At 72.1% G+C, this 19541-nt stretch carries 23 protein-coding genes; 19 read left to right on the forward strand and 4 right to left on the reverse strand.

Annotated features, from left to right (window positions below):
* The first annotated feature begins 3 nt into the window (after positions 1-3).
* Both rraA and ACO03V_RS03675 read left to right on the forward strand, forming a co-directional pair.
* Complete coding sequence (rraA, locus tag ACO03V_RS03670; RefSeq protein ID WP_367733751.1) at positions 4-471, forward strand: ribonuclease E activity regulator RraA; 468 nt, start codon at positions 4-6, stop codon at positions 469-471.
* A gap of 79 nt (positions 472-550) precedes the next feature.
* Positions 551-2104, forward strand: a complete 1554-nt coding sequence (locus ACO03V_RS03675; RefSeq protein ID WP_423136650.1) for a PucR family transcriptional regulator — start codon at positions 551-553, stop codon at positions 2102-2104.
* 55 nt (positions 2105-2159) lie between these two features.
* Here the strand turns inward: ACO03V_RS03675 and ACO03V_RS03680 are convergent, their stop codons facing one another.
* Together ACO03V_RS03680 and ACO03V_RS03685 are read right to left on the reverse strand one after the other, a co-directional pair.
* The gene (locus ACO03V_RS03680; protein WP_423136651.1) at positions 2160-3071 is read right to left on the reverse strand and encodes a LysR family transcriptional regulator; all 912 of its coding nucleotides are present in this window, start codon (positions 3069-3071) and stop codon (positions 2160-2162) included.
* A 97-nt stretch (positions 3072-3168) separates the two neighbouring features.
* Positions 3169-3321: a hypothetical protein gene (locus ACO03V_RS03685; protein ID WP_423136652.1), complete on the reverse strand. Its 153-nt coding sequence runs from the start codon at positions 3319-3321 to the stop codon at positions 3169-3171.
* Between ACO03V_RS03685 and ACO03V_RS03690 the strand changes: the two genes are divergently transcribed.
* The 4 genes from ACO03V_RS03690 (at position 3311) to ACO03V_RS03705 (ending at position 7652) form a co-directional block, all read left to right on the forward strand.
* Entirely contained in the window at positions 3311-4423 is a 1113-nt protein-coding gene (locus tag ACO03V_RS03690) for a PrpF domain-containing protein (protein WP_423136653.1), read from the forward strand. The two genes, ACO03V_RS03685 and ACO03V_RS03690, sit on opposite strands and share 11 nt — an antisense overlap.
* Positions 4424-4485: 62 nt before the next feature.
* Positions 4486-5859, forward strand: coding sequence for an SLC13 family permease (locus ACO03V_RS03695; protein ID WP_423136654.1), 1374 nt, complete (start codon positions 4486-4488; stop codon positions 5857-5859).
* Positions 5860-5898: 39 nt separating this feature from the next.
* Positions 5899-6486, forward strand: a complete 588-nt coding sequence (locus ACO03V_RS03700; protein WP_367733742.1) for a TetR/AcrR family transcriptional regulator — start codon at positions 5899-5901, stop codon at positions 6484-6486.
* The gene (locus ACO03V_RS03705; protein WP_423136655.1) at positions 6483-7652 is read left to right on the forward strand and encodes a GDSL-type esterase/lipase family protein; all 1170 of its coding nucleotides are present in this window, start codon (positions 6483-6485) and stop codon (positions 7650-7652) included. The genes ACO03V_RS03700 and ACO03V_RS03705 overlap by 4 nt, the downstream gene beginning before the upstream one ends.
* Positions 7653-7678: 26 nt before the next feature.
* Here ACO03V_RS03705 and ACO03V_RS03710 read toward each other — a convergent pair whose 3' ends face one another.
* Positions 7679-8302 carry a M15 family metallopeptidase gene (locus ACO03V_RS03710; protein WP_423136656.1) on the reverse strand — a complete coding sequence of 208 codons (624 nt, stop codon included), beginning with the start codon at positions 8300-8302 and terminating at the stop codon, positions 7679-7681.
* A 118-nt stretch (positions 8303-8420) separates the two neighbouring features.
* Positions 8421-9017, reverse strand: a complete 597-nt coding sequence (locus ACO03V_RS03715; RefSeq protein WP_423136657.1) for a hypothetical protein — start codon at positions 9015-9017, stop codon at positions 8421-8423.
* Positions 9018-9162: 145 nt separating this feature from the next.
* Between ACO03V_RS03715 and ACO03V_RS03720 the strand changes: the two genes are divergently transcribed.
* From ACO03V_RS03720 to ACO03V_RS03780, 13 genes are all read left to right on the forward strand, one after another.
* Positions 9163-10209 (forward strand): metal ABC transporter solute-binding protein, Zn/Mn family, encoded by a 1047-nt coding sequence (locus tag ACO03V_RS03720; protein ID WP_423136658.1) that lies wholly within the window; start codon positions 9163-9165, stop codon positions 10207-10209.
* Positions 10206-11021, forward strand: coding sequence for a metal ABC transporter ATP-binding protein (locus ACO03V_RS03725; protein ID WP_367733730.1), 816 nt, complete (start codon positions 10206-10208; stop codon positions 11019-11021). The genes ACO03V_RS03720 and ACO03V_RS03725 overlap by 4 nt, the downstream gene beginning before the upstream one ends.
* Positions 11018-11878: a metal ABC transporter permease gene (locus tag ACO03V_RS03730; protein WP_423136659.1), complete on the forward strand. Its 861-nt coding sequence runs from the start codon at positions 11018-11020 to the stop codon at positions 11876-11878. Before ACO03V_RS03725 ends, ACO03V_RS03730 begins: the two co-directional genes overlap by 4 nt.
* A gap of 88 nt (positions 11879-11966) precedes the next feature.
* On the forward strand, positions 11967-12380 hold the full coding sequence (locus ACO03V_RS03735; RefSeq protein ID WP_367733726.1) for a Fur family transcriptional regulator: 414 nt from the start codon (positions 11967-11969) through the stop codon (positions 12378-12380).
* Positions 12367-13395, forward strand: coding sequence for a permease (locus tag ACO03V_RS03740; protein ID WP_423136676.1), 1029 nt, complete (start codon positions 12367-12369; stop codon positions 13393-13395). Before ACO03V_RS03735 ends, ACO03V_RS03740 begins: the two co-directional genes overlap by 14 nt.
* Positions 13388-14245, forward strand: a complete 858-nt coding sequence (locus tag ACO03V_RS03745) for a DUF1980 domain-containing protein (RefSeq protein WP_367733723.1) — start codon at positions 13388-13390, stop codon at positions 14243-14245. Before ACO03V_RS03740 ends, ACO03V_RS03745 begins: the two co-directional genes overlap by 8 nt.
* The gene (locus ACO03V_RS03750) at positions 14235-15641 is read left to right on the forward strand and encodes a hypothetical protein (RefSeq protein ID WP_423136660.1); all 1407 of its coding nucleotides are present in this window, start codon (positions 14235-14237) and stop codon (positions 15639-15641) included. Before ACO03V_RS03745 ends, ACO03V_RS03750 begins: the two co-directional genes overlap by 11 nt.
* On the forward strand, positions 15638-16339 hold the full coding sequence (locus ACO03V_RS03755; protein WP_423136661.1) for a DNA-3-methyladenine glycosylase: 702 nt from the start codon (positions 15638-15640) through the stop codon (positions 16337-16339). The genes ACO03V_RS03750 and ACO03V_RS03755 overlap by 4 nt, the downstream gene beginning before the upstream one ends.
* Before the next feature lie 138 nt (positions 16340-16477).
* The gene (gene rpmB, locus ACO03V_RS03760) at positions 16478-16714 is read left to right on the forward strand and encodes a 50S ribosomal protein L28 (RefSeq protein ID WP_055832508.1); all 237 of its coding nucleotides are present in this window, start codon (positions 16478-16480) and stop codon (positions 16712-16714) included.
* Entirely contained in the window at positions 16714-16884 is a 171-nt protein-coding gene (rpmG, locus tag ACO03V_RS03765) for a 50S ribosomal protein L33 (RefSeq protein WP_013584775.1), read from the forward strand. Before rpmB ends, rpmG begins: the two co-directional genes overlap by 1 nt.
* 4 nt (positions 16885-16888) lie before the next feature.
* Positions 16889-17194 carry a 30S ribosomal protein S14 gene (gene rpsN / locus ACO03V_RS03770; protein WP_423136662.1) on the forward strand — a complete coding sequence of 102 codons (306 nt, stop codon included), beginning with the start codon at positions 16889-16891 and terminating at the stop codon, positions 17192-17194.
* A 118-nt stretch (positions 17195-17312) separates the two neighbouring features.
* Positions 17313-18050, forward strand: coding sequence for a ZIP family metal transporter (locus ACO03V_RS03775; protein WP_367733717.1), 738 nt, complete (start codon positions 17313-17315; stop codon positions 18048-18050).
* A 1-nt stretch (position 18051) separates the two neighbouring features.
* Complete coding sequence (locus tag ACO03V_RS03780) at positions 18052-19164, forward strand: alpha/beta hydrolase (protein ID WP_423136663.1); 1113 nt, start codon at positions 18052-18054, stop codon at positions 19162-19164.
* Positions 19165-19541 lie beyond the last annotated feature (377 nt).

Raw genomic sequence — 19541 nt, forward strand, 5'->3', positions numbered from 1 at the left:
CGCATGACCTTCGCCACGGCAGACGTGTACGACGAGCTCGGCGACGCCCTCGACTCCGTCGCCCTCCCGTTCCGGGATCTCGGCGGTCGCCGGGCTTTCCAGGGGCTGGTCCGGACGGTGCGCTGTCACCGCGACAACGCGCTCGTCAAGCAGCTGCTCGCGACGCCCGGAGACGGGGCCGTCCTCGTCGTCGACGGCGGCGGGTCGCTGCAGTCGGCGCTCGTCGGCGACATGATCGCCGCGTCGGCGGTGGAGAACGGGTGGGCCGGCCTCATCGTCCACGGTGCGATCCGCGACCTCGACGTCGTGGCGACCCTCGACATCGGGGTCAAGGCGCTGGGCGGCAACCCGCGGAAGAGCGCGAAAGACGGTGTCGGCGAGGTCGACGTCCCCGTCGTCATCGACGGCGTGACCTTCACCCCCGGAAAGCGCGTCTGGGCGGACGCGGACGGCATCCTCGTCGAGCGGTAGGAACCCGGCCGCATCCCCGCCGGATTGTCCAACCGGCCGGCTTCTGGCGGACAGATCGGCGTTCCGTCACACTGCTGTCATGCCCACCACCCTGCGCGCGCTGATGAGCGAGCCGCGGTTCGACCTTCGGCCCGTCTCGGGCGCCTCCGAGGCGGTGCTGTCGAGGCCGCTCCCCTGGGCGCACAGCTCCGACCTCCCCGATCCGACCCCGTGGATCGGCGCCGGCGGCCTGCTGCTGACGGACGGCGTGCAGTTCGGCGGGCAGGAGCCGGAGCCCGCGCTCCCCTACGTCGGGCGCCTGGTCGGTCACGGCATCCTGGCCCTCGGGTTCGCCACGGGCATCGTCCACGACGACATCCCGCACGACCTCATCGCGGCGGCGCGGCAGCTCGACCTCCCGCTCATCGAGGTCTCGGAACGGACGCCGTTCATGGGCATCATCCGTTTCGTCTCGGATGCCGTCGCGGAGGACGACCGGCTCGCGCTCGAGCGCTCGCTGAAGGCGCAGCGGTCGGTCGCGCGGGCCGCGCTGCGTCCGGACGGCCTCGCCGAGATCCTGCGGGAGCTCGAGCGCAACCTCGACTGCTGGGTGGCCCTCTACGACGCGCGCGGCAGCCGCGTGCCGGTGCCGACGCGGCACGGCATCCCGGGTGAGCTCCTCGCCGAGGTCGACGCGGCGGTGGAGGGGGTCCTCTCCCGGGGGCGGACGGCCGCGGTCCGCCTCAGCCTCCGCGCCGGCGAGGCGACCTTGCAGACGCTCGGTCAGCGCGGGCGTCTGCGCGGCGTCCTGGCCGTGGGGGTGGGGGCGAGCGCCCTCGACCGCGCGGGCGTGGACCTCGTCGATGCCGTCATCGCGCTCGCGAGCATCGCACTCGAGCAGAGCCGCACGCTGGACGACGCCCGACGGCGCCTCCGGTCCGGCGTGCTCGAGCTCCTCGCCGCGGGGCGGCACGCGGCCGCGACGCGAACGGTCGAACACCTCTGGGGCGCGCTCCCGTCCGACCCCCTCCGGGTGGGCTGCGTCGCGCTCGCCGCCGAGCCGGGCGCGGGAGCCGCCGACGTCCTCCGCTCCTCGCTCGAGCTGCTGGCCGAGGAGAGGCCGGGCGGCTTCTTCTTCGCCGAGCAGGACGGCCTCCTCGTCACCGTCACCGCCGCCGACGACCGCGAGGCGCTCACGTCGCTCCTCGCCCGGCAGGGCGCGCGGGCCGGCTTCTCGGCGGCATCCACGTGGGAGGGATTCGCGGATGCCATGGCGGAGGCCCGTCGTGCCCTCGCTCGGGCGACGGATCAGCACCCCGTCGCGGAGTTCGACGACCTCGCCAGGGCGGGCCTGCTGGGCCATCTGGAGCACACGCGCGCGCACGACATCGCCCGACGCATGCTGCTCCCGCTGGACGGGCCGGACGCTCCGGCGGATCTGCGCCACGCGCTGGTGGTGTGGCTCGATCACAACGGGGCGTGGGGGCCGGCCGCGGCCGCCCTCGGCCTGCACCGCCATACGCTGCGGCACCGCGTCGACACGGCCGCGCGCCTGCTGGGTCTCGACCTGGAGTCGTTCGCCGGTCGCGCGGAGCTGTGGGGGGCCCTGCAGCTCACGGAGGCTCCCTCGCGCGCGGTCGGCCCCGGTCTCTGAGCCCCTCCCGGGGCCGGCGGCGGACCAGGGCCGCCTCGGCCCCGTCGCGCGGGAGTCATCCCGCGGTGAGATGCTCCCGCGCGACGTCGACGAGGATCTGGTGCATCGCGCGCTCCCCGGGCGGGCGGACGCGGTCGCTCCGGTGCGCGACGACGATCCGCCGTGACGGCGCCTCCTGACCGAGGCTGACGATGCGCACGTCGGGACGGGCGGACTGCACGGCGGTGCGCGGCGCGAGAGCGACGCCGAGGCCGACGCTGACCATCGCCAGCGCCTCCTGGTAGTCGTTGGCCTCGAAGGCGATCGACGGCGAGAAGCCGGCGGAACGGCAGCTACGTTCCAACACCTCGGCGACGGGGTGGTCGCGTTTGCGGACGATCCACTCCTCGTGCCGGAGCATCGACATGGTGACGTGCCGAGCGCGCCCGAGGCGGTGCTCCTGCGAGACGACGAGCACCGTCGGGTCCTCGAACAGCGGCGTCAGCGACAGGTCGGGCTCCTGGATGCGGTTCCACTGGTAGTCCCACAGCAGGGACAGCCCGATCGCGTTCTCCTGCAGGGCGGCCACGAGCTCGTCGAACCGTGCGCTGTGCACGTCGAGGCGCACCTGGGGATAGTCGCGACGGAACCGGCTGATCGCGATCGGCATGATCGTGCTGCCGATGGTGGGGAAGGTGCCGACGGAGATCCGTCCGCGCTGCAGGCCCGCCAGCTCCCCGAGCTCGGACTCCGCCGCGCGCAGACGCCGGAGGATGTAGCGCGCGTGCCCCGCGAGGAGAGCGCCGGCCTCGGTCGCGGTGACGCCGCGCGGCTGTCGGCGTACGAGCGGCTGCCCCACCTCCTGCTCCAGACGCTGCAGCTGCTGCGACAGGGCGGAGGGCGAGTAGCCCAGCGTCTTCGCGGCCGCCGTGAGCGAGCCGTGATCGAGGATCGTGACCAGGACGGAGAGCCGTCGGACATCGAGCATGGGGGCCTCCTCGCTTCGTCCAGCGTACAGTCCACACGTCTTCGACTGAAAGCGCATGAAGCACAGCTTCACGACTCGGGGGAGGGATGCCATCACCTCAGGCCCCGTCGACGGCATCCATCCCACGACCTGCGGGCTGCGCGACCGTGAAGCGTTGCTTCATGTCTGTGAAGAACATCGCGATATCGCTGAACGTCCCCGCCGGACGACCATGGAGGCCGACCCCGAGGGAGGCTGCGATGTTGGACATACCGGCGACGCTCATGCGAGGCGGGACCAGCAAATGCTGGGTCTTCTCGCGGCACGAGCTGGAGCGGATCGGTGCGCCGGTCGACGACATCCTGGTCCGGCTGTACGGCAGCCCCGACGAGCGTCAGATCGACGGTCTCGGCGGCGGCACGTCGACGACCAGCAAAGCGGTGATCCTCTCGCGCAGCGATCGCGACGACGCCGACATCGACTACACCTTCGCCCAGGTCGGGCTCACCGACGGACTCGTCGACTGGTCCAGCAACTGCGGCAACTGCTCGGCCGCCATCGCGCCCTACGCCCTTCACGCGGGCTGGATCCTGCCGCGCGGCGACCGGACCCGCGTGCGGATCTTCAACACGAACACGAACCAGCTCATGATCGCCGAGGTGCCCACGCCGGGCGGGATCTTCGACGAGTCGGGGGACGCCCGCATCGTGGGCGTCCCGTACGCCGGGCTCGAGGTCGTGCTCTGGTTCGTCGACCCCGCCGGGAGGACGACCGGACGGCTCCTGCCGACCGGGCTCGCCGCCGAGCGCATCGACGGCGTCCCCGTGACGCTCGTCGACGCCGGTGCGCCGGTCGTCATCGCCGAGGCCGAGGCGCTCGGGCTCACCGGACTCGAGACCCCGGCCGAGATCGACGGCCGTCCCGAGCTGCTGCGTCGGATCGAAGGGATCCGTCGGGAGGCGGCCGTCCGCATGGGCCTCGCCCGGACGCCGGAGGAGGCCCGCAAGGCCGTGCCGAAGGTGGCGATGGTCTCGTCGGACGGCCCCGGCGGACGCGTCGTCGGCGTCACCATGATGTCGATGGGCAAGGCCCACCCGGCGCTCGCCATCACCGGCAGCGTCGCGCTGTCCATGGCCACCGCGACCGCGGGGACGGTCGTCCACCGCATCGCCACGCCCGACGACCAGGGCACGGTCTCGCTGCGGACGCCGTCGGGCGTCATCGTCACCCGCATCGGTATCCAGAACGGCTCGCCCGCGGTCGCCATCACCCGAACGGCCCGCCGGCTCGCGGACGCCTCCGTGACCCTCCCGGTCGACCAACTGCCCGGTCACGTGCCGGGGCTGGCCGAGGAAGCCCTCCTCGTCCGATGATCGAATAGGCGGCCGGCCCGCGGAAGCGGACCCGGCTGCCCCGACCCCCTTGGAAGACAAAGATGTCACCAGAACTCATCTCCATCCTCGCGCTGTTCGCGATGGTGGTCATCGCGACCCTGAGGCCGATCAACATCGGCATCCTGGGCTTCATCGGCGCGTTCCTCGTCGGGACGCTCGTCCTCGGGCTCGATGAGGACCAGCTGCTCGCCGGATTCCCCGCCGACCTGTTCCTCACGATCGTCGGCGTGACCTACCTGTTCGCCGTGGCGAAGCTGAACGGCACCGTCGATCTCATCGTGGACCGCGGCGTCCGTCTCGTCCGCGGCCGGACGGCGCTCGTCCCCTGGGTGCTCTTCGGCGTGGCCACGGTCCTCACCGCGATGGGGACGTTCCCGCCCGCGGCGGTCGCGCTCGTGGCCCCCGTGGCGTTGAGCTTCGCCGCCAAGCACGGCATGGACCCCCTGCCGGTCGGCATGACCGTCGTCTACGGCGCCCTCGCCGGCTCGCTCTCGCCGATCTCGGTGCTCGGACTCCTGGTCCGCGACATGGTGGGCGACATCCCCGGGTTCTCGCCGACCGTGCTGTTCGTCACGGCCTTCGTGTACTCGACGCTCATCGCGATCCTGACGCAGCTGTACTTCTCGCTCCGCTCGCGGCGCGCCCGGGCCCGCAGCGCGGTGATGCTGGACACGGAAGCGGGGGGCGTCGCCGGCACGACCCGAGTTCCTGCCGGTCCGCTGGTCCCCGCGACGGGCAACATCGCCGTGGAGGAGAAGCGCGGGACGACCCTCACGCTGACGCAGACGCTGCAGACCCCGCGGGTGCGCACGACCCCCGCGCAGATCCTCACCCTCGTCGCCCTCCTCTCGCTCGCCGTGGGCGCGATGGTGTTCCACCTCGACATCGGCATCCTGGCGCTCGCCGCGGGCACGCTCATCGCGTTCATCGAGAAGAAGCACCTGACCGCGGCCGTCGAGGGCATCAGCTGGTCCACGCTGCTGCTGGTGGCCGGCATGATCACCTACATCAGCATCGTCGAGGAGGCGGGAGCGATCGAGTGGGTCGCCCGCGGCATCGGCAGCCTGGGATCGCCGCTCATCGGCGTGCTGGTCCTCTGCGTGATGGCCGGAGTCGTCTCCGCGTTCGCCTCGTCCACTGCGGTCATCGCCATCTCCATTCCGATGCTCCTGCCGTTGATCGAGAACAGCCCGATCGCCGCCGGCATGGCCATCTCGGCGGTGGCCATCGCCGCCAAGGTCGTCGACGTCTCGCCGTTCTCCACCAACGGCGCTCTCGTCCTCGCCAATGCGCAGAACGTCGACCCGGCGGCGTTCTACCAGCGGATCCTGCGCTACTCCGGGGTGATCGTGCTCGTCGGACCGCCCCTGGCGTGGATCACGCTCGTCGTGCCGTTCGCGGGCGCGGCAGGCTAAAGAAATTAGCCAAAAACCTATGGGGTGTAGGATCGGGGTATGGCCCGAGCACCTCTGAACGAGAACGTGATCGTCGGCGCCGCCGCCGGTCTCGCCGATACGGCGGGGCTGGCGGCGGTGACGTTGTCGGAGGTGGCACGGACCCTCTCCGTCCGGACGCCGAGCCTGTACGGCCACGTCCGCGACCTCGCCGCGCTGCGGGACGGCCTCACGATCCTGGCGCTGGGCGAGCTGGCCGATCGGGTCGGCGAGGCGATCGCGGGTCGGGCCGGTCTCGATGCCCTGCGCGGGCTCTGCGAGGCCCACCGCGGCTACGCGCGGGAGCACCCCGGCCGGTGGGAGGCGCTGCAGCGCCGGGCCGGCGTCGCGGTGGTCCGCAGTGATGCGGCCGTCCATGCCGGTCGCGGCATGCTCGCCGTCCTGCGCGGGTACGACATCGAGGAGGGCGACCAGGTGCACGCGGTCCGCGTGGTCGCCGCCGCGATCAACGGCTTCGTCGAGCTCGAGCACGTCGGGAGCTTCGCGCACAGCGAGCCGCCCGCCGACGACAGCTGGAACGTCCTGATCCTCCAGCTCGACGCCCTGCTGCGCCGATGGAACCGCACGACCGCGGGAGGGGCCGCATGATCGACGTCGCCCTCACCCCCGACCTCCTGCACGGCGGTGCGGAGACGGAGCAGCGAGAGAGCGGCATCCTGCTCCACCGTCTCCCGCAGCCCTACCGCTCGCGCGAGGCGGACGATCAGCTCCGGCTCGTGGAGGTGCAGCCGTCGGGCGTCCGTCTCAGCCTTCGCACGGCGGCGACCGTCGTCGAGCTCGCGCTGCGCGCCACGCGCGTCGCCTACCGGGGGTTCGCACGGACGCGAGGTGCCGTCGACGTGACCGTCGATCACCGGCCCGTCGCGTCGATCCCCCTCGTCGCCGGCGATCTGCTCGAGCTCGACCTCGCCGCGGGCACGCGCACGTCCGTGCCGGGCGAGCCCGACGTGATCCGCTGCGACGGCCTGCCGCCGGGGGACAAGCTCGTCGAGATCTGGCTGCCCCACAACGAGCAGGTCGAGCTCGTGTCGTTGCGGGCGGACGCGCCGGTCCATGCCGAGCGGGACATGCGTCCGGTATGGCTGCACCACGGCAGCTCGATCAGTCAGGGATCCAACGCCGCGACGCCCACCGGGATCTGGCCCGTGATCGCGGCCGAGCGCAGCGGCATCCATCTCCGCAACCTGGGTTTCGGGGGCAGCGCGTTCGCCGACCCCTTCGTGGCGCGCGTGATGCGCGACACCCCGGCCGACCTCCTCAGCGTCAAGGTGGGCATCAACGTCGTGAACCTGGATGCCATGCGCTTGCGCGCGTTCGTCCCGGCGGTCCACGGGTTCCTCGACACCGTGCGCGACGGGCATCCCGAGGCGCCGCTCCTGCTGATCTCGCCGCTGCATGCCGCCATCCACGAGGACACCCCGGGTCCGGGTGCCGTCGACCCCGCGGGCTTCGCGGACGGGGTGATCCGCTTCCGCGCGACCGGACAGCCGGGGGACACCGCCCTCGGCCGGCTGACGCTCCAGGTGGTGCGGGAGGCTCTGGCGACGATCGCGGCGGACCGGGCCGACGACCCTCACCTGCACGTCCTCGACGGGCTGAGCCTCTACGGACCGGAGGATGCGGACCGGATGCCGCTCCCCGACGGGCTGCATCCGGACGCGCAGACGCACGCGATGATCGGCGAGCGGTTCGCCGCGCGGGTGTTCGCCGCGGGCGGCCCGTTCGCCATGGCCGCCGCGTCGACGAGCGGCTGACGGCGGCGGACCGCCGCCGGCCCGGGTCAGCCGCGCGCGTCCGTCTTCATCGTCGGGCAGTCGCCACCCGGCGATGTCGCGCGTTCGAAGTGCCAGGACTCGTTCGCGTAGGTGCGGCACAGGCCCCAGCCCTGGCCGTACGCCTCCAACCATTCCTGCGCGTCGAGGTTGCCGACGTCGACGGCCCGGCCGGTCACGTGGCTGGACGCGTCGGCCTCGGCGACGATCTCACGCGCCGCCTCCTCGGACCCCAGCGTCGCGATGGCGTCGGTCATCAGCCAGCGCTGATACGCCTCGCTCCGCCATCCGCTGGTGATCTGGAAGCGGATGCCGTCGTCCGCGGCCATCGCCTGCGCCTCGGTCAGCGCGCGACGGAGATCGGGATCGAGGCGGGCGATCGCGGGCGCGGATGTGTTCGAGATCGTCAGCGGCAGCCCGTCGTCCACGAGACCGTCGGCGACCGTGGGCGAGAAGTCGGCCCCGAACACGCCCTCGTCCGGGGCGACGACGTCCGGCGCGGGTGCGGCGGACACCGACACGGGCATCGCGCTGAGCGCCAGCGTGCCGCCGAACAGGAGCGCGCCCGCGGCGCCGAGCAGCACGAGGGCACGACGCCGACGAGTGGGACCGGGAAGGGATGCCTCGACCATGGCTCCAGTGCACGCGCGCCCGCGTTGCGAGGGCGTATGCGCGACGGGATACATGGCCGATATCACCCGCCGGTTCGCCCGGCGAGCGTCGCCAGGATCAGCACGGGCACGGGCGTCGTCAGACCCAGGTCCACGTGGCGAGCGCCGATTCGGCGATGGTGGACCGCATCTTCTCGTCGACCGACGGGCTGAACGAGAAGGTGACGACGTATCCGCGCGAGGCCTCGACGAGGTAGTACTGCTCCGTCGCGTACGTGACGGTCCCGGTCGTCAGGGTGGCGCTCAGATGGGTTCGAGCTGAGCCCGCGATCTCGATGCGGGGACGGACCTCGATGTCCTCGGCCCCCACGCTCTCGAGGCCGGCCCTCGCCTGGTCCTCGACCGTGTCGTCGACGACCGCGGCGCCGGTGCTGACGACGTTCACGTTGTCGGCGAAACCGTCGGCGTCGGTCATGTCCGCGGCGAAGAGCGCGGTTGACGGTCCGCCGGCCACAGCGGCCACGTCGGCGGCATCCATCTCCTGCCATCCGGCCGGCAGGTGGAACTCGAAGCCGTCCCCGGTCACAAGCGGCCCGGTGGCGGGCGAGGCGGTGATCCGAGCGCCCGTCTCGGTCGACGGGGCCTGCACGTCGGAGGAGGTGGCGGGGATCGCGCATCCCGTCAGGACGACGACGGACGCGAGGGCGAGGGCGAGGGCGGGCGAGGTGCGGTTCATGCCTGCACGTTATGCACCGGCGACCCCCGGGGGTCCGCCGTCGGATTCCGCCATGACCGGGTGAAGGGGGACCTCTGCCTGGGAGAAGCGTCAGTGTCTCGGCCGTGACTTTGAGAACGATTATCAGTCACGTTACTCTCGTCGCATGACCCGTCGACTCCTCGCCCCCGCGGCCCTCGGTGCCGTGTCCGTCCTCGCGCTCGCCGGCTGCGCCGGCGGCACCACGGCGGGGGACGCGGACGCGACGTCGACGCCCGCGGCCGACGCGCTGACGGTCGTCGCCTCCACCAACGTCTACGGGCAGATCGTGTCCGAGATCGGCGGCGACCATGTCGACGTCACGTCGATCGTCAGCTCCTCCGCTCAGGACCCGCACTCGTACGAGCCGAGCGCCCAGGATCAGCTCACGATCAGCGAGGCCGACCTCGTCATCGAGAACGGCGGCGGCTACGACTCGTTCATCGACGCCCTGATCGAGTCGAGCGGCTCCTCCGCGCCGGTCATCACCGCGGCGGAGTACAGCCACGACTTCCCGGGCGCCGAGTCCCACGACGAGGCCCACGCCGACGAGACGGCCTCCCCCGCGCCGACGGAGTCCGAGGAGGACCACGCCCACGAGGGCGAGGACCACGCCCATGAGGAGGGCGACGGCCACGACCACATCGAGGGCTTCAACGAGCACGTCTGGTACGACCCGCACACGATGGAGGACCTCGCCGAGGGCATCTCGGCGGAGCTGAGCGAGCTGGCGCCCGAGCACGCCGCCGACTTCGAGGCCAACGCCACGGCCTTCGTCGGCGAGATCGGGGGTCTCGAGGACTCTCTCGCCGAGATCGAGGCCGCCGACGCCGGCGCCGGGGTCTTCGTGACCGAGCCCGTCCCCGTCTACCTCATCGAGGCGGCCGGTCTCGAGAACGTGACGCCGTCCGAGTTCAGCGAGTCCGTCGAGGAGGGTCAGGACGTGCCGCCGGCCACGCTCCTCGAGGCGATGCAGCTGATCGACTCGGGTGACGTGCGCGTGGTCATCGTCAACCCGCAGACGGGCGGCGCGGAGACGACCCAGGTCGTCGGCGAGGCCGATGGCAAGGGCGTCCCGGTCATCGAGTTCGCGGAGACGCTCCCCGAGGGTCAGACTTACATCTCGTGGATGCAGGAGAACATCGCGGCGCTCGCCGGGGCGCTCGGCGAGTGACGCCGGGGGCGTCGCCCCTGCGCATCCGCGACGCCTCGCTGCGGCGCGGCGGACGTGAGCTGTGGTCGGGGCTCGACCTCGAGGTGCAGCCGGGGGAGTTCGTGGCCGTGCTCGGTCCGAGCGGATCGGGCAAGACGACCCTCCTCCGCGCCATCCTCGGCTTGGAGCGGGTCAGCGGCGGGAGCATCGAGGCCCTCGGGTCGCCGGTGCGCCGCGCGGGCAACCGCCGCATCGGCTATATCCCGCAGCAGCGACCGCTCCCGCGCGAGACCCCGCTCCGCGGACGCGACCTCGTCGGTCTCGGCGTCGACGGCCACCGGTTCGGGCTGCCGCTGGCCCGCCGGGCCGACCGCGCACGCATCGACGAGCTCCTCGACGCCGTCGGCGCCCGTGAGTTCGCGGACCGCCCGGTGGGCCTGCTCTCGGGCGGCGAGCAGCAGCGGCTCCGCGTCGGTCAGGCGCTCGCGGACGACCCGCCCCTGCTGCTCTGCGACGAGCCCCTCACGAGCCTCGACCTCGCGAACCAGCGGGCGGTCGTGCGGCTCATCGACCGTCATCGACGGGAGCGGGATGCCGCCGTCCTCCTCGTGACGCACGACATCAACCCCGTGCTGGACCAGGTCGACCGCATCCTCTACATCGCCAACGGGCGTTTCACGCTGGGGACGCCGGACGAGGTGCTCACCTCGGAGACCCTGAGCGCGCTCTACGGGGCGCCCGTCTTCGTCCTCCGCGCCGGCGATCGGCTGGTCGTCGTCGGCGCCCCGGACGCGGAGGACACCCACCACCACCATCACGAGGACGACGAATGAACTGGGCGGACGTCGGCGATGCGCTCTTCGGCGGGGTGAGTCAGTACGGGGCCATCCTCGGACTGGTGCAGAACTCCGTCATCGCGGGGGCGGTGCTGGGGCTCGTCGGGGGTCTCATCGGCGTCTTCGTGATGCAGCGCGACATGGCGTTCGCGGTGCACGGCATCAGCGAGCTGTCGTTCGCGGGTGCCGCCGCGGCCCTGCTCATCGGCGTCGACGTCGTCACGGGCTCGATCGTCGGCTCGCTCATCGCCGCGGCCATCATCGGTCTCCTCGGCGCCCGCGCGCGCGACCGCAACTCGATCATCGGCGTGCTGATGCCGTTCGGCCTCGGCGTCGGTATCCTGTTCCTCTCGCTCTACGACGGGCGGAGCGCGAGCCGGTTCAGCCTGCTCACGGGCCAGATCGTCTCGGTCCAGAGCGCTCAGCTCGGCTGGCTGATCGCGATCGGCACCGCCGTGCTCATCGCCCTGCTGCTGGTGTGGCGACCCCTGCGGTTCGACTCCCTCGATCCGCAGTCCGCCGCGGCGCGCGGCGTCCCCACGACCGCCGTGTCGCTCGTCTTCATGCTCCTGCTCGGACTCGTCGTCGCGGTGGCGGTGCACATCATCGGGGCCCTGCTCGTCATGGCGCTGCTGGTCACCCCGGCCGCGGCCGCGATGCGGGTGGCATCCGGTCCCCTCGCCGTCCCGGTGCTGGCCGCCTTGTTCGGCTTCGTCTCGGCGGTCGGCGGCATCCTGCTGGCCGTCGCCGGCACGCTGCCCGTCAGCCCCTACATCACGACGATCTCGTTCGCGATCTACCTCGTCTGCCGCCTCGTCGGCGCCCGCCGCGACCGGGTGACCCGCGCCGTCTGACGACGCCGGTGCCGAAGACGGCTGCGCCTCCGGCGAACTCCCGGACCGTCCCAGCCGTTTCCGAACTCGCGTCGATAGAATCTCCGCCATGGTCCAGCGCAACACGTGGCAGCGCGAACGCGTGCGAGAAGCCCTCGCCGACGCGCGCGGCTTCGTCAGCGCCCAGGCGCTGCACGCCACCCTGCGCGACGACAACACCGGCATCGGCCTCGCCACGGTGTACCGGACGCTCGCGGGTCTGGCCGCCCAAGGCGACGCGGACTCGCTGCAGAGCCCCGAGGGCGAGAACCTCTTCCGCGCCTGCGAGACGCGCGGTCACCACCACCACCTGATCTGCCGTTCGTGCGGCGTGGCCGTCGAGATCGAGGCCCACGACGTCGAGGAGTGGGCGCAGCGCACCGCCGCGCAGCACGGCTTCTCGGAGGCCGAGCACGTCGTCGACATCTTCGGGATCTGCGCCTCCTGCGCCGCGAACCGCGCCCGTGAGCGTGGCGACGACTAGTCGCACCGCCGCGCCGCGGCCCACCCGGAGCGGCGCCCCCCGCACCCTCGTCGCGCTCGGCCTGGGTGTCGTCGTGGTCGCCGCGCTCTTCGCGATCGACGCCTTCGCGCCGTCCCTCTTCGGCGCCTCGCTGCCCACGCGCGCCCAGGACGGCCTGACGCTCACCCTGAGCGTCCTCATCGAGTCGCTGCCGTTCGTCGTGCTCGGCGTCATCCTCTCGATCATCGTCCAGGTGTGGGTCCCGCCGGGGGCGATCGAACGATGGATGCCGCGCACTCCCTGGGCCCGCCGGGCGGTGCTGTCCCTGCTGGGAATGTTCATCCCCGTCTGCGAGTGCGGCAACGTGCCGTTCGCGCGGGGTCTGATGATGCGCGGGTTCGGCGTCTCGGACACCCTGACGTTCCTGGTCGCCGCGCCGATCGTGAACCCCATCGTCATCATCAGCACGCACGCGGCGTTCGGGTTCAGCGACGGCATCCTGGTGGCGCGTCTCATCGGCGGCTACCTCGTCGCCAACCTCATCGGCTGGTTGTACAGCCGCCACCCTTCGCCGGACTCCCTGCTCACCGAGCGCTTCCTCGCGACCTGCGAGATCGTCGTGCAGGAGCGGGGCGGCCGCGGGCGCCGGACGCTCGCGCAGTTCGTCGTCGAGCTCCGCTCGGTGATGCCGGCGCTCATCATCGGCTCCGTCCTCGCGGGCGCGGTGCAGGTGCTCGTTCCGCGCAGCGCGCTGCTCGCCATCGGCTCCGATCCCGCCCTGTCCATCGCGGCCATGATGATCCTCGCGATCGTCGTGTCGCTCTGCTCGAACGTCGACTCCTTCTTCGCGCTCTCCTTCGCCTCGACGTTCACTCCCGGCTCGATCGTGGCGTTCCTCGTCGTGGGTCCCATCGTCGACATCAAGATGCTCGCGCTGCTGCGCACCACCTTCACCGCGCGGGTGCTCGTGGGGCTGACCGTCGTCGTGCTCCTCTCCGCCTTCGCTCTCGGAACGGTGGTGAACCTCCTTGTCTAGATCCGCCGCTCTCGCGACCCGCTGGCTCGGTGTCGGCCTGTCCTCCTGCCTGGCGATCACGACGATCGTGCTGTGGGCGACCGGTCGCATCGCGCTCTACGTCAACCCCGACTCGGCCTGGTTCGCGGTCGGCATGGCCGTCGTCGCCGTCGTGGGCGCGGTCGCGACCTTCGCGCTCCCGCTCGGGGCGGAGGCGGACCACGGGCACGACCACGAGCACGGTCACGCCCCCGCCGAGGCCCGCGCCCGCCGAGAGGCCTTCGCGCACGCCGACCACGTCCACAGCGACCCGTCCGATGCGCACGACCACGACGTGCACGAGCGGCTGGCGGCGCGTCCGCGCCTCACGCCGGCGGGGATCGCGGCCTTCTCCGGCGGCGTCCTCGCCACGGGGGCGGTGGTCCTGGTGCTCCTGACACCCGCGACGTCGCTGTCCGCCGAGCTGGCGATCTCGCGCGACGTCGGGGCGCCGCCGCTGTTCGCCGGGTCCGACATCGTCACCCTCGCCGCGTCCGGCGACACGTCGGAGTTCGGCATCGGCGACTGGTCCGCCGTGTTCGCCACGTCCACCAACCCCGAGACGTTCGACGGCAAGCCGGTCACGCTCACGGGATTCATCACGCCCGGGCAGGACGGGGCCGCGTTCGACCTGACCCGCCTCGTCATCACGCACTGCGTCATCGACGCGCAGACCGCCACGCTGCCGATCGACGCGCAAGTCTCGGCCCCCTCCACCGGGCAGTGGGTCACCGTGACGGGCACCGTCCGGTCCACCGGCGACGGCGGCCTCGAGGTGCGCGCCGACGACGTCGCCATGATCGACGAGCCCGCGGACCCGTATGAGTACTGACTCCCGACGCGTCCGAGCGCGTCGCCGCCGCAGCCGCGGCTTCCTCGTGGCCTTCGCCGCGGTCGTCGGCGTGCTGCTGCTCGTCGGCGGCGTGGGCGGTGTCGTCGCGGTCGCGCAGGGCCCCCGCGTCACAGACGTGCAGGTGGATCCCGAGGCCGCCGTGTCCGCGTCGGGGGCGCGGCTCATCCTGACCACGACGCAGTCCCTGGCCGAGGTGGACCCCTCGCAGGTCGAGGTCGAGCCGGCCACGCCGTTCACCGTCGACACCTCGGGCCGCAACGTCGGGATCCGTTTCACGCTGCCGTTGAGCGACGCGAGCGACTACCGCGTCACCGTCCACGACGTCCGGGGGCTGGGCGCGGGTCCGGCGTCGACCCTGACGGAGACCTTCACGACTCCCCCGCTGCAGGCCTTCCTCCTGCAGCGAGGCCGCGCCGACGGCGACACGATCTTCCGGACCGACCTGCAGGGCGAGGCGGGGGTCGCGGTGTTCACACACGACCACATCGAGGACTTCCGCGCGACGGCCAACCACCTCGTGATCTCGGTCCGCGAGGACGACGAGGCGAAGATCCTCATCACCGATCGCGACGGCGGCCAGGCGCGCGAGCTGGCGCTGCCGGGACCGGGGTTCGTCTCCAACCTGCAGTCGGCGGACCGGGGAGAACGCATCGGCTTCACCTTCTCGGACGCCGACCTCGGATCCGCGGGCGGACGGGAGAGCCGCCTGTTCACCGCGTCCGCCGCGGACACCGCCGATCCCGTCGAGGTGGGGCTGACGGGCGGCGACGTCCGCGTCGCCGACTGGCGCTTCGTCCCGGACACCGACAGCATGCTCGTCCTCACCTTCGACTCCCGACTGCTGCTCACGGACGCGCAGGGCGGCAACGCGGCCCCCCTGGGCAGTGCGGTGGCGATCGACGGCATCGCCCGCGGATCGTCGGTGGCGGTGGTCGAGCGCCTGGAAGGCATCCGTCAGATCGACCTGACCGACGGATCGGAGAGCGCGCTTGTGGAGGCGGTGAACGCCCCCGGCCTCCCCGGGCGCGCGACACCCGTCCCCGGGGCCGGCGCGGGGACGATCCGGTCCTTCGCCGACATCGCCGAGGACGGGCGCTTCCAGTCCACGATCGTCGCCCACGTGGATGACGCGGGGGCGACGCGCACGCTCCTCGACGTGCCCGGGACCGACACCGTGCTGCAGACGTGCGTGTCTCCGAGCGGGCGGTACGCAGCGGTCCTCGTGGCTCCGCAGGCGGTCGACAACCCCTTCGACCGGTATCAGCTGCCGCTGCCGGAGCGACTGCTCACCCATCTCGTCGAGATCGACACGGGCGAGGAGCTCGTCGCGCTCCAGGGCTTCGACCTTTCGTGGTGCCAGGTGCCGCCCGGATGACCCGTCCGGCCACGCGCGCCGACCTCGCGGGGCTGCCCGTCGAGGTGGCACCGCTCCTGCTCGGCGCGGAGCTGCAGACGGAGGTGTCGGGGGAGCGCGTCGTGGTGCGCATCTCCGAGGTCGAGGCCTACCACGGTCGCGGCACCGGCGACCGGTCCGACCCCGGGTCGCACGCGCGCAGCGGCCCGACCGCGCGCAACGCCACCATGTGGGGCGAGCCCGGACACCTCTACGTCTATCTGAGCCATGGCATCCATTCGTGCGTCAACGTCGTGTGCGGCCCGGCGGGGGTCGCGGGCGGAATCCTGCTCCGCGGCGGCGAGATCGTGGAGGGCGCCGACGTCGCCGAGCGGCGCCGACTCGAACGTCGTGGCACGGTGCGGACGCCGCGGGACCTCGCGCGCGGGCCCGGCCGCCTCGGGGACGCCGTGGGCCTGCGGTACCCGCGGCACGACGGCATCGACGCGGTCGGGGGAGGCGAGCTCGCCGGCGCGCGTGCGCGGCTCCTCCTGCCCGACGTCCCGGTGCGCGATGTGGCGACCGGCCCGCGGGTCGGCGTGGCGGGCGAGGCGGGGACGGATGCCTTCCCGTGGCGGTTCTGGATCCCGGGCGACCCCACGGTCTCGGCGTTCCGCTGGGGCCGGGGAGCGGCGGAGGCGGCGGCCCGTCAAGCCGACACGCCGCCCGTGCTAGACTGACCGCTTGTCTGCGCGCACTCCAGCACGCAGTACGTACCCCTTCATCCGATCCCGGCCTCGTGCTGTGCCCGGACGGGGTGCAGACAAGGGATCTTGGGTGGCACCGTCCGGTGTCACGGTACAGAAGGAGACATCACCATGGCAGCAGTGTGCCAGGTGACTGGAGCGGTTCCCGGCTTCGGTCACAACATCTCGCACTCGCACCGCCGGACGAAGCGCCGCTTCGACCCGAACGTGCAGAAGAAGACCTACTTCGTTCCGTCGCTGGGTCGCAACATCAAGCTCAACGTCTCGGCGAAGGGCATCAAGGTCATCGACGCTCGCGGCATCGAGTCCGTCGTCCGTGACCTGCAGGCGAAGGGCGTGAAGCTGTAATGGCGAAGAAGGCTCAGGACGTCCGTCCGATCATCAAGCTGCGTTCGACCGCGGGCACGGGGTACACCTACGTGACGCGCAAGAACCGCCGCAACAACCCCGACCGCATCGTGCTCAAGAAGTACGACCCCGTGGTCCGCAAGCACGTCGACTTCCGAGAGGAGCGCTAAGCACATGGCCAAGAAGAGCAAGATCGCGCGCAACGAGCAGCGCAAGGTCGTCGTCAAGCGCTACGCCGCGAAGCGCGCCGAGCTGAAGAAGACCCTGGTCGACCCCAACGCGACCGACGAGGCCCGCGAGGCTGCTCGCGTCGGCCTGCAGAAGCTGCCCCGCAACGCCTCCCCGGCGCGCGTGCGCAGCCGCGACGTCATCGACGGCCGCCCCCGTGGCGTGCTGACGAAGTTCGGCGTCTCGCGTGTCCGCTTCCGCGACATGGCCCACCGTGGCGAGCTGCCCGGTGTGACCAAGTCGTCCTGGTAAGCACCTGACGTCCGAAAGGGCGGGGATCCTCACGGGTCCCCGCCCTTTCGCATGTCCGCGCGCGCTCCCGCGCGCAACCCCCGCGCCTCATCGCGGCCCGCGCAATAGCGTCGCGGACGTGGAACTCCTGCTCGCCGCCGGCGCCGGACTACTGTCCGGGCTCGCTCTCGTCGCCGGTGCCGCCGTGGCTTGGTTCGTGAGCGTCCCGAAGTGGCTCGTCGCGACGATCACCGCCTTCGGTGCCGGAGTGCTCATCTCGGCGCTGGCCTTCGACCTCGTCGCCGAGGCCACCGAGGTCGGGACGCTGTGGTCCTCGATGGCCGGGTTCCTGGGCGGCGCCGTGCTCTACGTGGGTCTCGACGCGCTCCTCGAGCGGAGCGGTCACCGCCGCAAGCGCCGCCACGACCAGGCGGCCGCGAGCGGGACGGGCCTCGGCATCGCCCTCGGGGCGCTCCTCGACGGCATCCCGGAGACCGCCGTCCAGGGCGTGCAGCTCGCCGGCGAGGGGGCGCTGCCGATCGGCGTGCTCGTCGCGGTCGTGATCTCGAACCTCCCCGAGGGGCTCTCCAGCACGGCGGACATGAAGTCCAGCGGCCGCGGCGCCGGGTACGTCTTCGGCGTCTGGGCCGTCATCGCGGCGGCCTGCACCCTCTCCGCCGTCGGCGGATACGCGCTGCTCGGCGACGCGCCGGGGGAGGTCCGGAGCGTGGTCACGGCGATCGCGGCCGGGGCGATCCTGGCGATGCTCGCCAACACCATGCTCCCCGACGCGTTCCGCCGTACCCGCACCCTCACCGGGCTCATCGCGGTGCTGGGCTTCTTCGCCAGCTACCTCGTGCACGAGCTGAGCTCCTGACATGCCACTCGACCCGTTCTTCCGGGAACGCCTGCGCGTCCACCGCCGATACCTGTTCGACCAGGCCGTCTCCCGCATCCGCGATCGCCTGCGCGGGTTGCGGAGGACACGGGATGCCGCCCCCTCGGCGTCGCCGTCCCCCGCTGCTCCCCCATCGCGTCGCTCGACCTCCGGCGCTCCCGCATCCCCGTCACCCGCGAGTGCGGGGCGCCCGCGCGGCCGGCACCTGTCGCCGCGTGAGCGGCACCGCCGTGCCGCGCGGCGATGGGACGCCCAGGAGCTGGCGACGGTCGGTCGTCCGGGTCCCGAGATGGAGACCGAGGAGCATGTCGTCCCGGTGGCCGGGTACCCCGACGTCCGCGTGCGGCTGTACCGCCCGGCGTCCGCGCCGCATCCGGCCCCGGCCTGCCTCGTCCTGGCCGGCGGTGCCTTCCGGATCGGCGGCATCGACTTCCCGACCGTGGATGCCGCCGCCCGGCGTCGCGCGGACCGGTCCGGCGTCGTGCTGGTCGCGGTCGACTACGCCCTCGCCCCCGAGGCGCGGTACCCCGCGGCGGTGGAGCAGGCGTACGCGGCGTGGGTGTGGCTCCACGCCGAAGCGGCCGGCCTCGGTATCGACCCGGATCGCCTGGGAATTGCGGGGACGTCGGCCGGCGGCAACATCGCGGCGGCGGTCACGCTGGCCAACCGCGACCGCGACGCACTGCCGGTGCAGCTGCAGATCCTTGAGGTGCCGGTGACCGACCTGACGGGACGGCGGATCGATCTCCGGGCGACGTGGGCTCTGGGCATCCCCGCCTTCCTCGCCCTCCGGGAACTGCGGTCGGTCGCACAGACGTACCTGGGGGACTGGCGCCGTGCCCGGGAGCCGTTGGCCTCGCCGTTGCGCGCCGCCTCCCACGCGGGGCTGCCGCCGGCCATCATCCTCACGGCGGAGTACGACCCCCTCCGGGGAGACGGGGCGGCCTATGGGGCGGCCCTCCGCGCGGCGGGTTTCGAGGCGAGCGTCACCCGTTACCTCGGGGTCACCCACGACACTCCGATCTTCGTCGGGGCTCTGGAGGCCTCCCGCCGGTGGGAGGACGAGGTCGCGAGCGGCCTCAGGAGGCTCTGAGACGCTCTCGCAGCCCGAGGGGGCGCTTCCGCGGGATTACGCGGATTCTGGGCCGCGACACGCCCGGGATGCGGCGTGATTGGCCAGACCGTGGGGACGCACGTAAAGTATTACTTGTTCGCCCCACAGGGGAGAGCGGAGCGGCCGAAAGGCCCCGCGTCCTCTCAAGCGGAGAACCACCCCCGACACCCACCGAGTCGCAAGACCCAGGGTATCGGATTTCGGTCAGACGACCGGAGCCGACGACGCAGATCTCTTCGAGAGGTCCCACAGATCGGATCCACAAGGTCGGATGATCACATAAGGTAGTGAAGTTGCCTCACGGGTAGGTCGAGAGATCGTTTCTGTGGGTGCGTCCGTTCCTTGAGAACTCAACA

The sequence above is a fragment of the Microbacterium sp. HMH0099 genome, assembly GCF_049384025.1.
Classification (GTDB): Bacteria; Actinomycetota; Actinomycetes; order Actinomycetales; family Microbacteriaceae; genus Microbacterium.

What these genes read in the sequence shown, in the direction of transcription:
- ACO03V_RS03750 (WP_423136660.1), top strand. Translation starts at nt 14,235, where the DNA reads ATGAGTACTGACTCCCGACGCGTCCGAGCGCGTCGCCGCCGCAGCCGC.
- ACO03V_RS03715 (WP_423136657.1), bottom strand. Translation starts at nt 9,017, where the DNA reads ATGAACCGCACCTCGCCCGCCCTCGCCCTCGCCCTCGCGTCCGTCGTC.
- ACO03V_RS03700 (WP_367733742.1), top strand. Translation starts at nt 5,899, where the DNA reads ATGGCCCGAGCACCTCTGAACGAGAACGTGATCGTCGGCGCCGCCGCC.
- ACO03V_RS03680 (WP_423136651.1), bottom strand. Translation starts at nt 3,071, where the DNA reads ATGCTCGATGTCCGACGGCTCTCCGTCCTGGTCACGATCCTCGATCAC.
- ACO03V_RS03755 (WP_423136661.1), top strand. Translation starts at nt 15,638, where the DNA reads ATGACCCGTCCGGCCACGCGCGCCGACCTCGCGGGGCTGCCCGTCGAG.
- rpmG (WP_013584775.1), top strand. Translation starts at nt 16,714, where the DNA reads ATGGCGAAGAAGGCTCAGGACGTCCGTCCGATCATCAAGCTGCGTTCG.
- ACO03V_RS03675 (WP_423136650.1), top strand. Translation starts at nt 551, where the DNA reads ATGCCCACCACCCTGCGCGCGCTGATGAGCGAGCCGCGGTTCGACCTT.
- ACO03V_RS03685 (WP_423136652.1), bottom strand. Translation starts at nt 3,321, where the DNA reads ATGTCCAACATCGCAGCCTCCCTCGGGGTCGGCCTCCATGGTCGTCCG.
- rpsN (WP_423136662.1), top strand. Translation starts at nt 16,889, where the DNA reads ATGGCCAAGAAGAGCAAGATCGCGCGCAACGAGCAGCGCAAGGTCGTC.
- ACO03V_RS03735 (WP_367733726.1), top strand. Translation starts at nt 11,967, where the DNA reads ATGGTCCAGCGCAACACGTGGCAGCGCGAACGCGTGCGAGAAGCCCTC.
- ACO03V_RS03705 (WP_423136655.1), top strand. Translation starts at nt 6,483, where the DNA reads ATGATCGACGTCGCCCTCACCCCCGACCTCCTGCACGGCGGTGCGGAG.
- ACO03V_RS03710 (WP_423136656.1), bottom strand. Translation starts at nt 8,302, where the DNA reads ATGGTCGAGGCATCCCTTCCCGGTCCCACTCGTCGGCGTCGTGCCCTC.
- rpmB (WP_055832508.1), top strand. Translation starts at nt 16,478, where the DNA reads ATGGCAGCAGTGTGCCAGGTGACTGGAGCGGTTCCCGGCTTCGGTCAC.
- ACO03V_RS03695 (WP_423136654.1), top strand. Translation starts at nt 4,486, where the DNA reads ATGTCACCAGAACTCATCTCCATCCTCGCGCTGTTCGCGATGGTGGTC.
- ACO03V_RS03690 (WP_423136653.1), top strand. Translation starts at nt 3,311, where the DNA reads ATGTTGGACATACCGGCGACGCTCATGCGAGGCGGGACCAGCAAATGC.
- ACO03V_RS03780 (WP_423136663.1), top strand. Translation starts at nt 18,052, where the DNA reads ATGCCACTCGACCCGTTCTTCCGGGAACGCCTGCGCGTCCACCGCCGA.
- rraA (WP_367733751.1), top strand. Translation starts at nt 4, where the DNA reads ATGACCTTCGCCACGGCAGACGTGTACGACGAGCTCGGCGACGCCCTC.
- ACO03V_RS03730 (WP_423136659.1), top strand. Translation starts at nt 11,018, where the DNA reads ATGAACTGGGCGGACGTCGGCGATGCGCTCTTCGGCGGGGTGAGTCAG.
- ACO03V_RS03720 (WP_423136658.1), top strand. Translation starts at nt 9,163, where the DNA reads ATGACCCGTCGACTCCTCGCCCCCGCGGCCCTCGGTGCCGTGTCCGTC.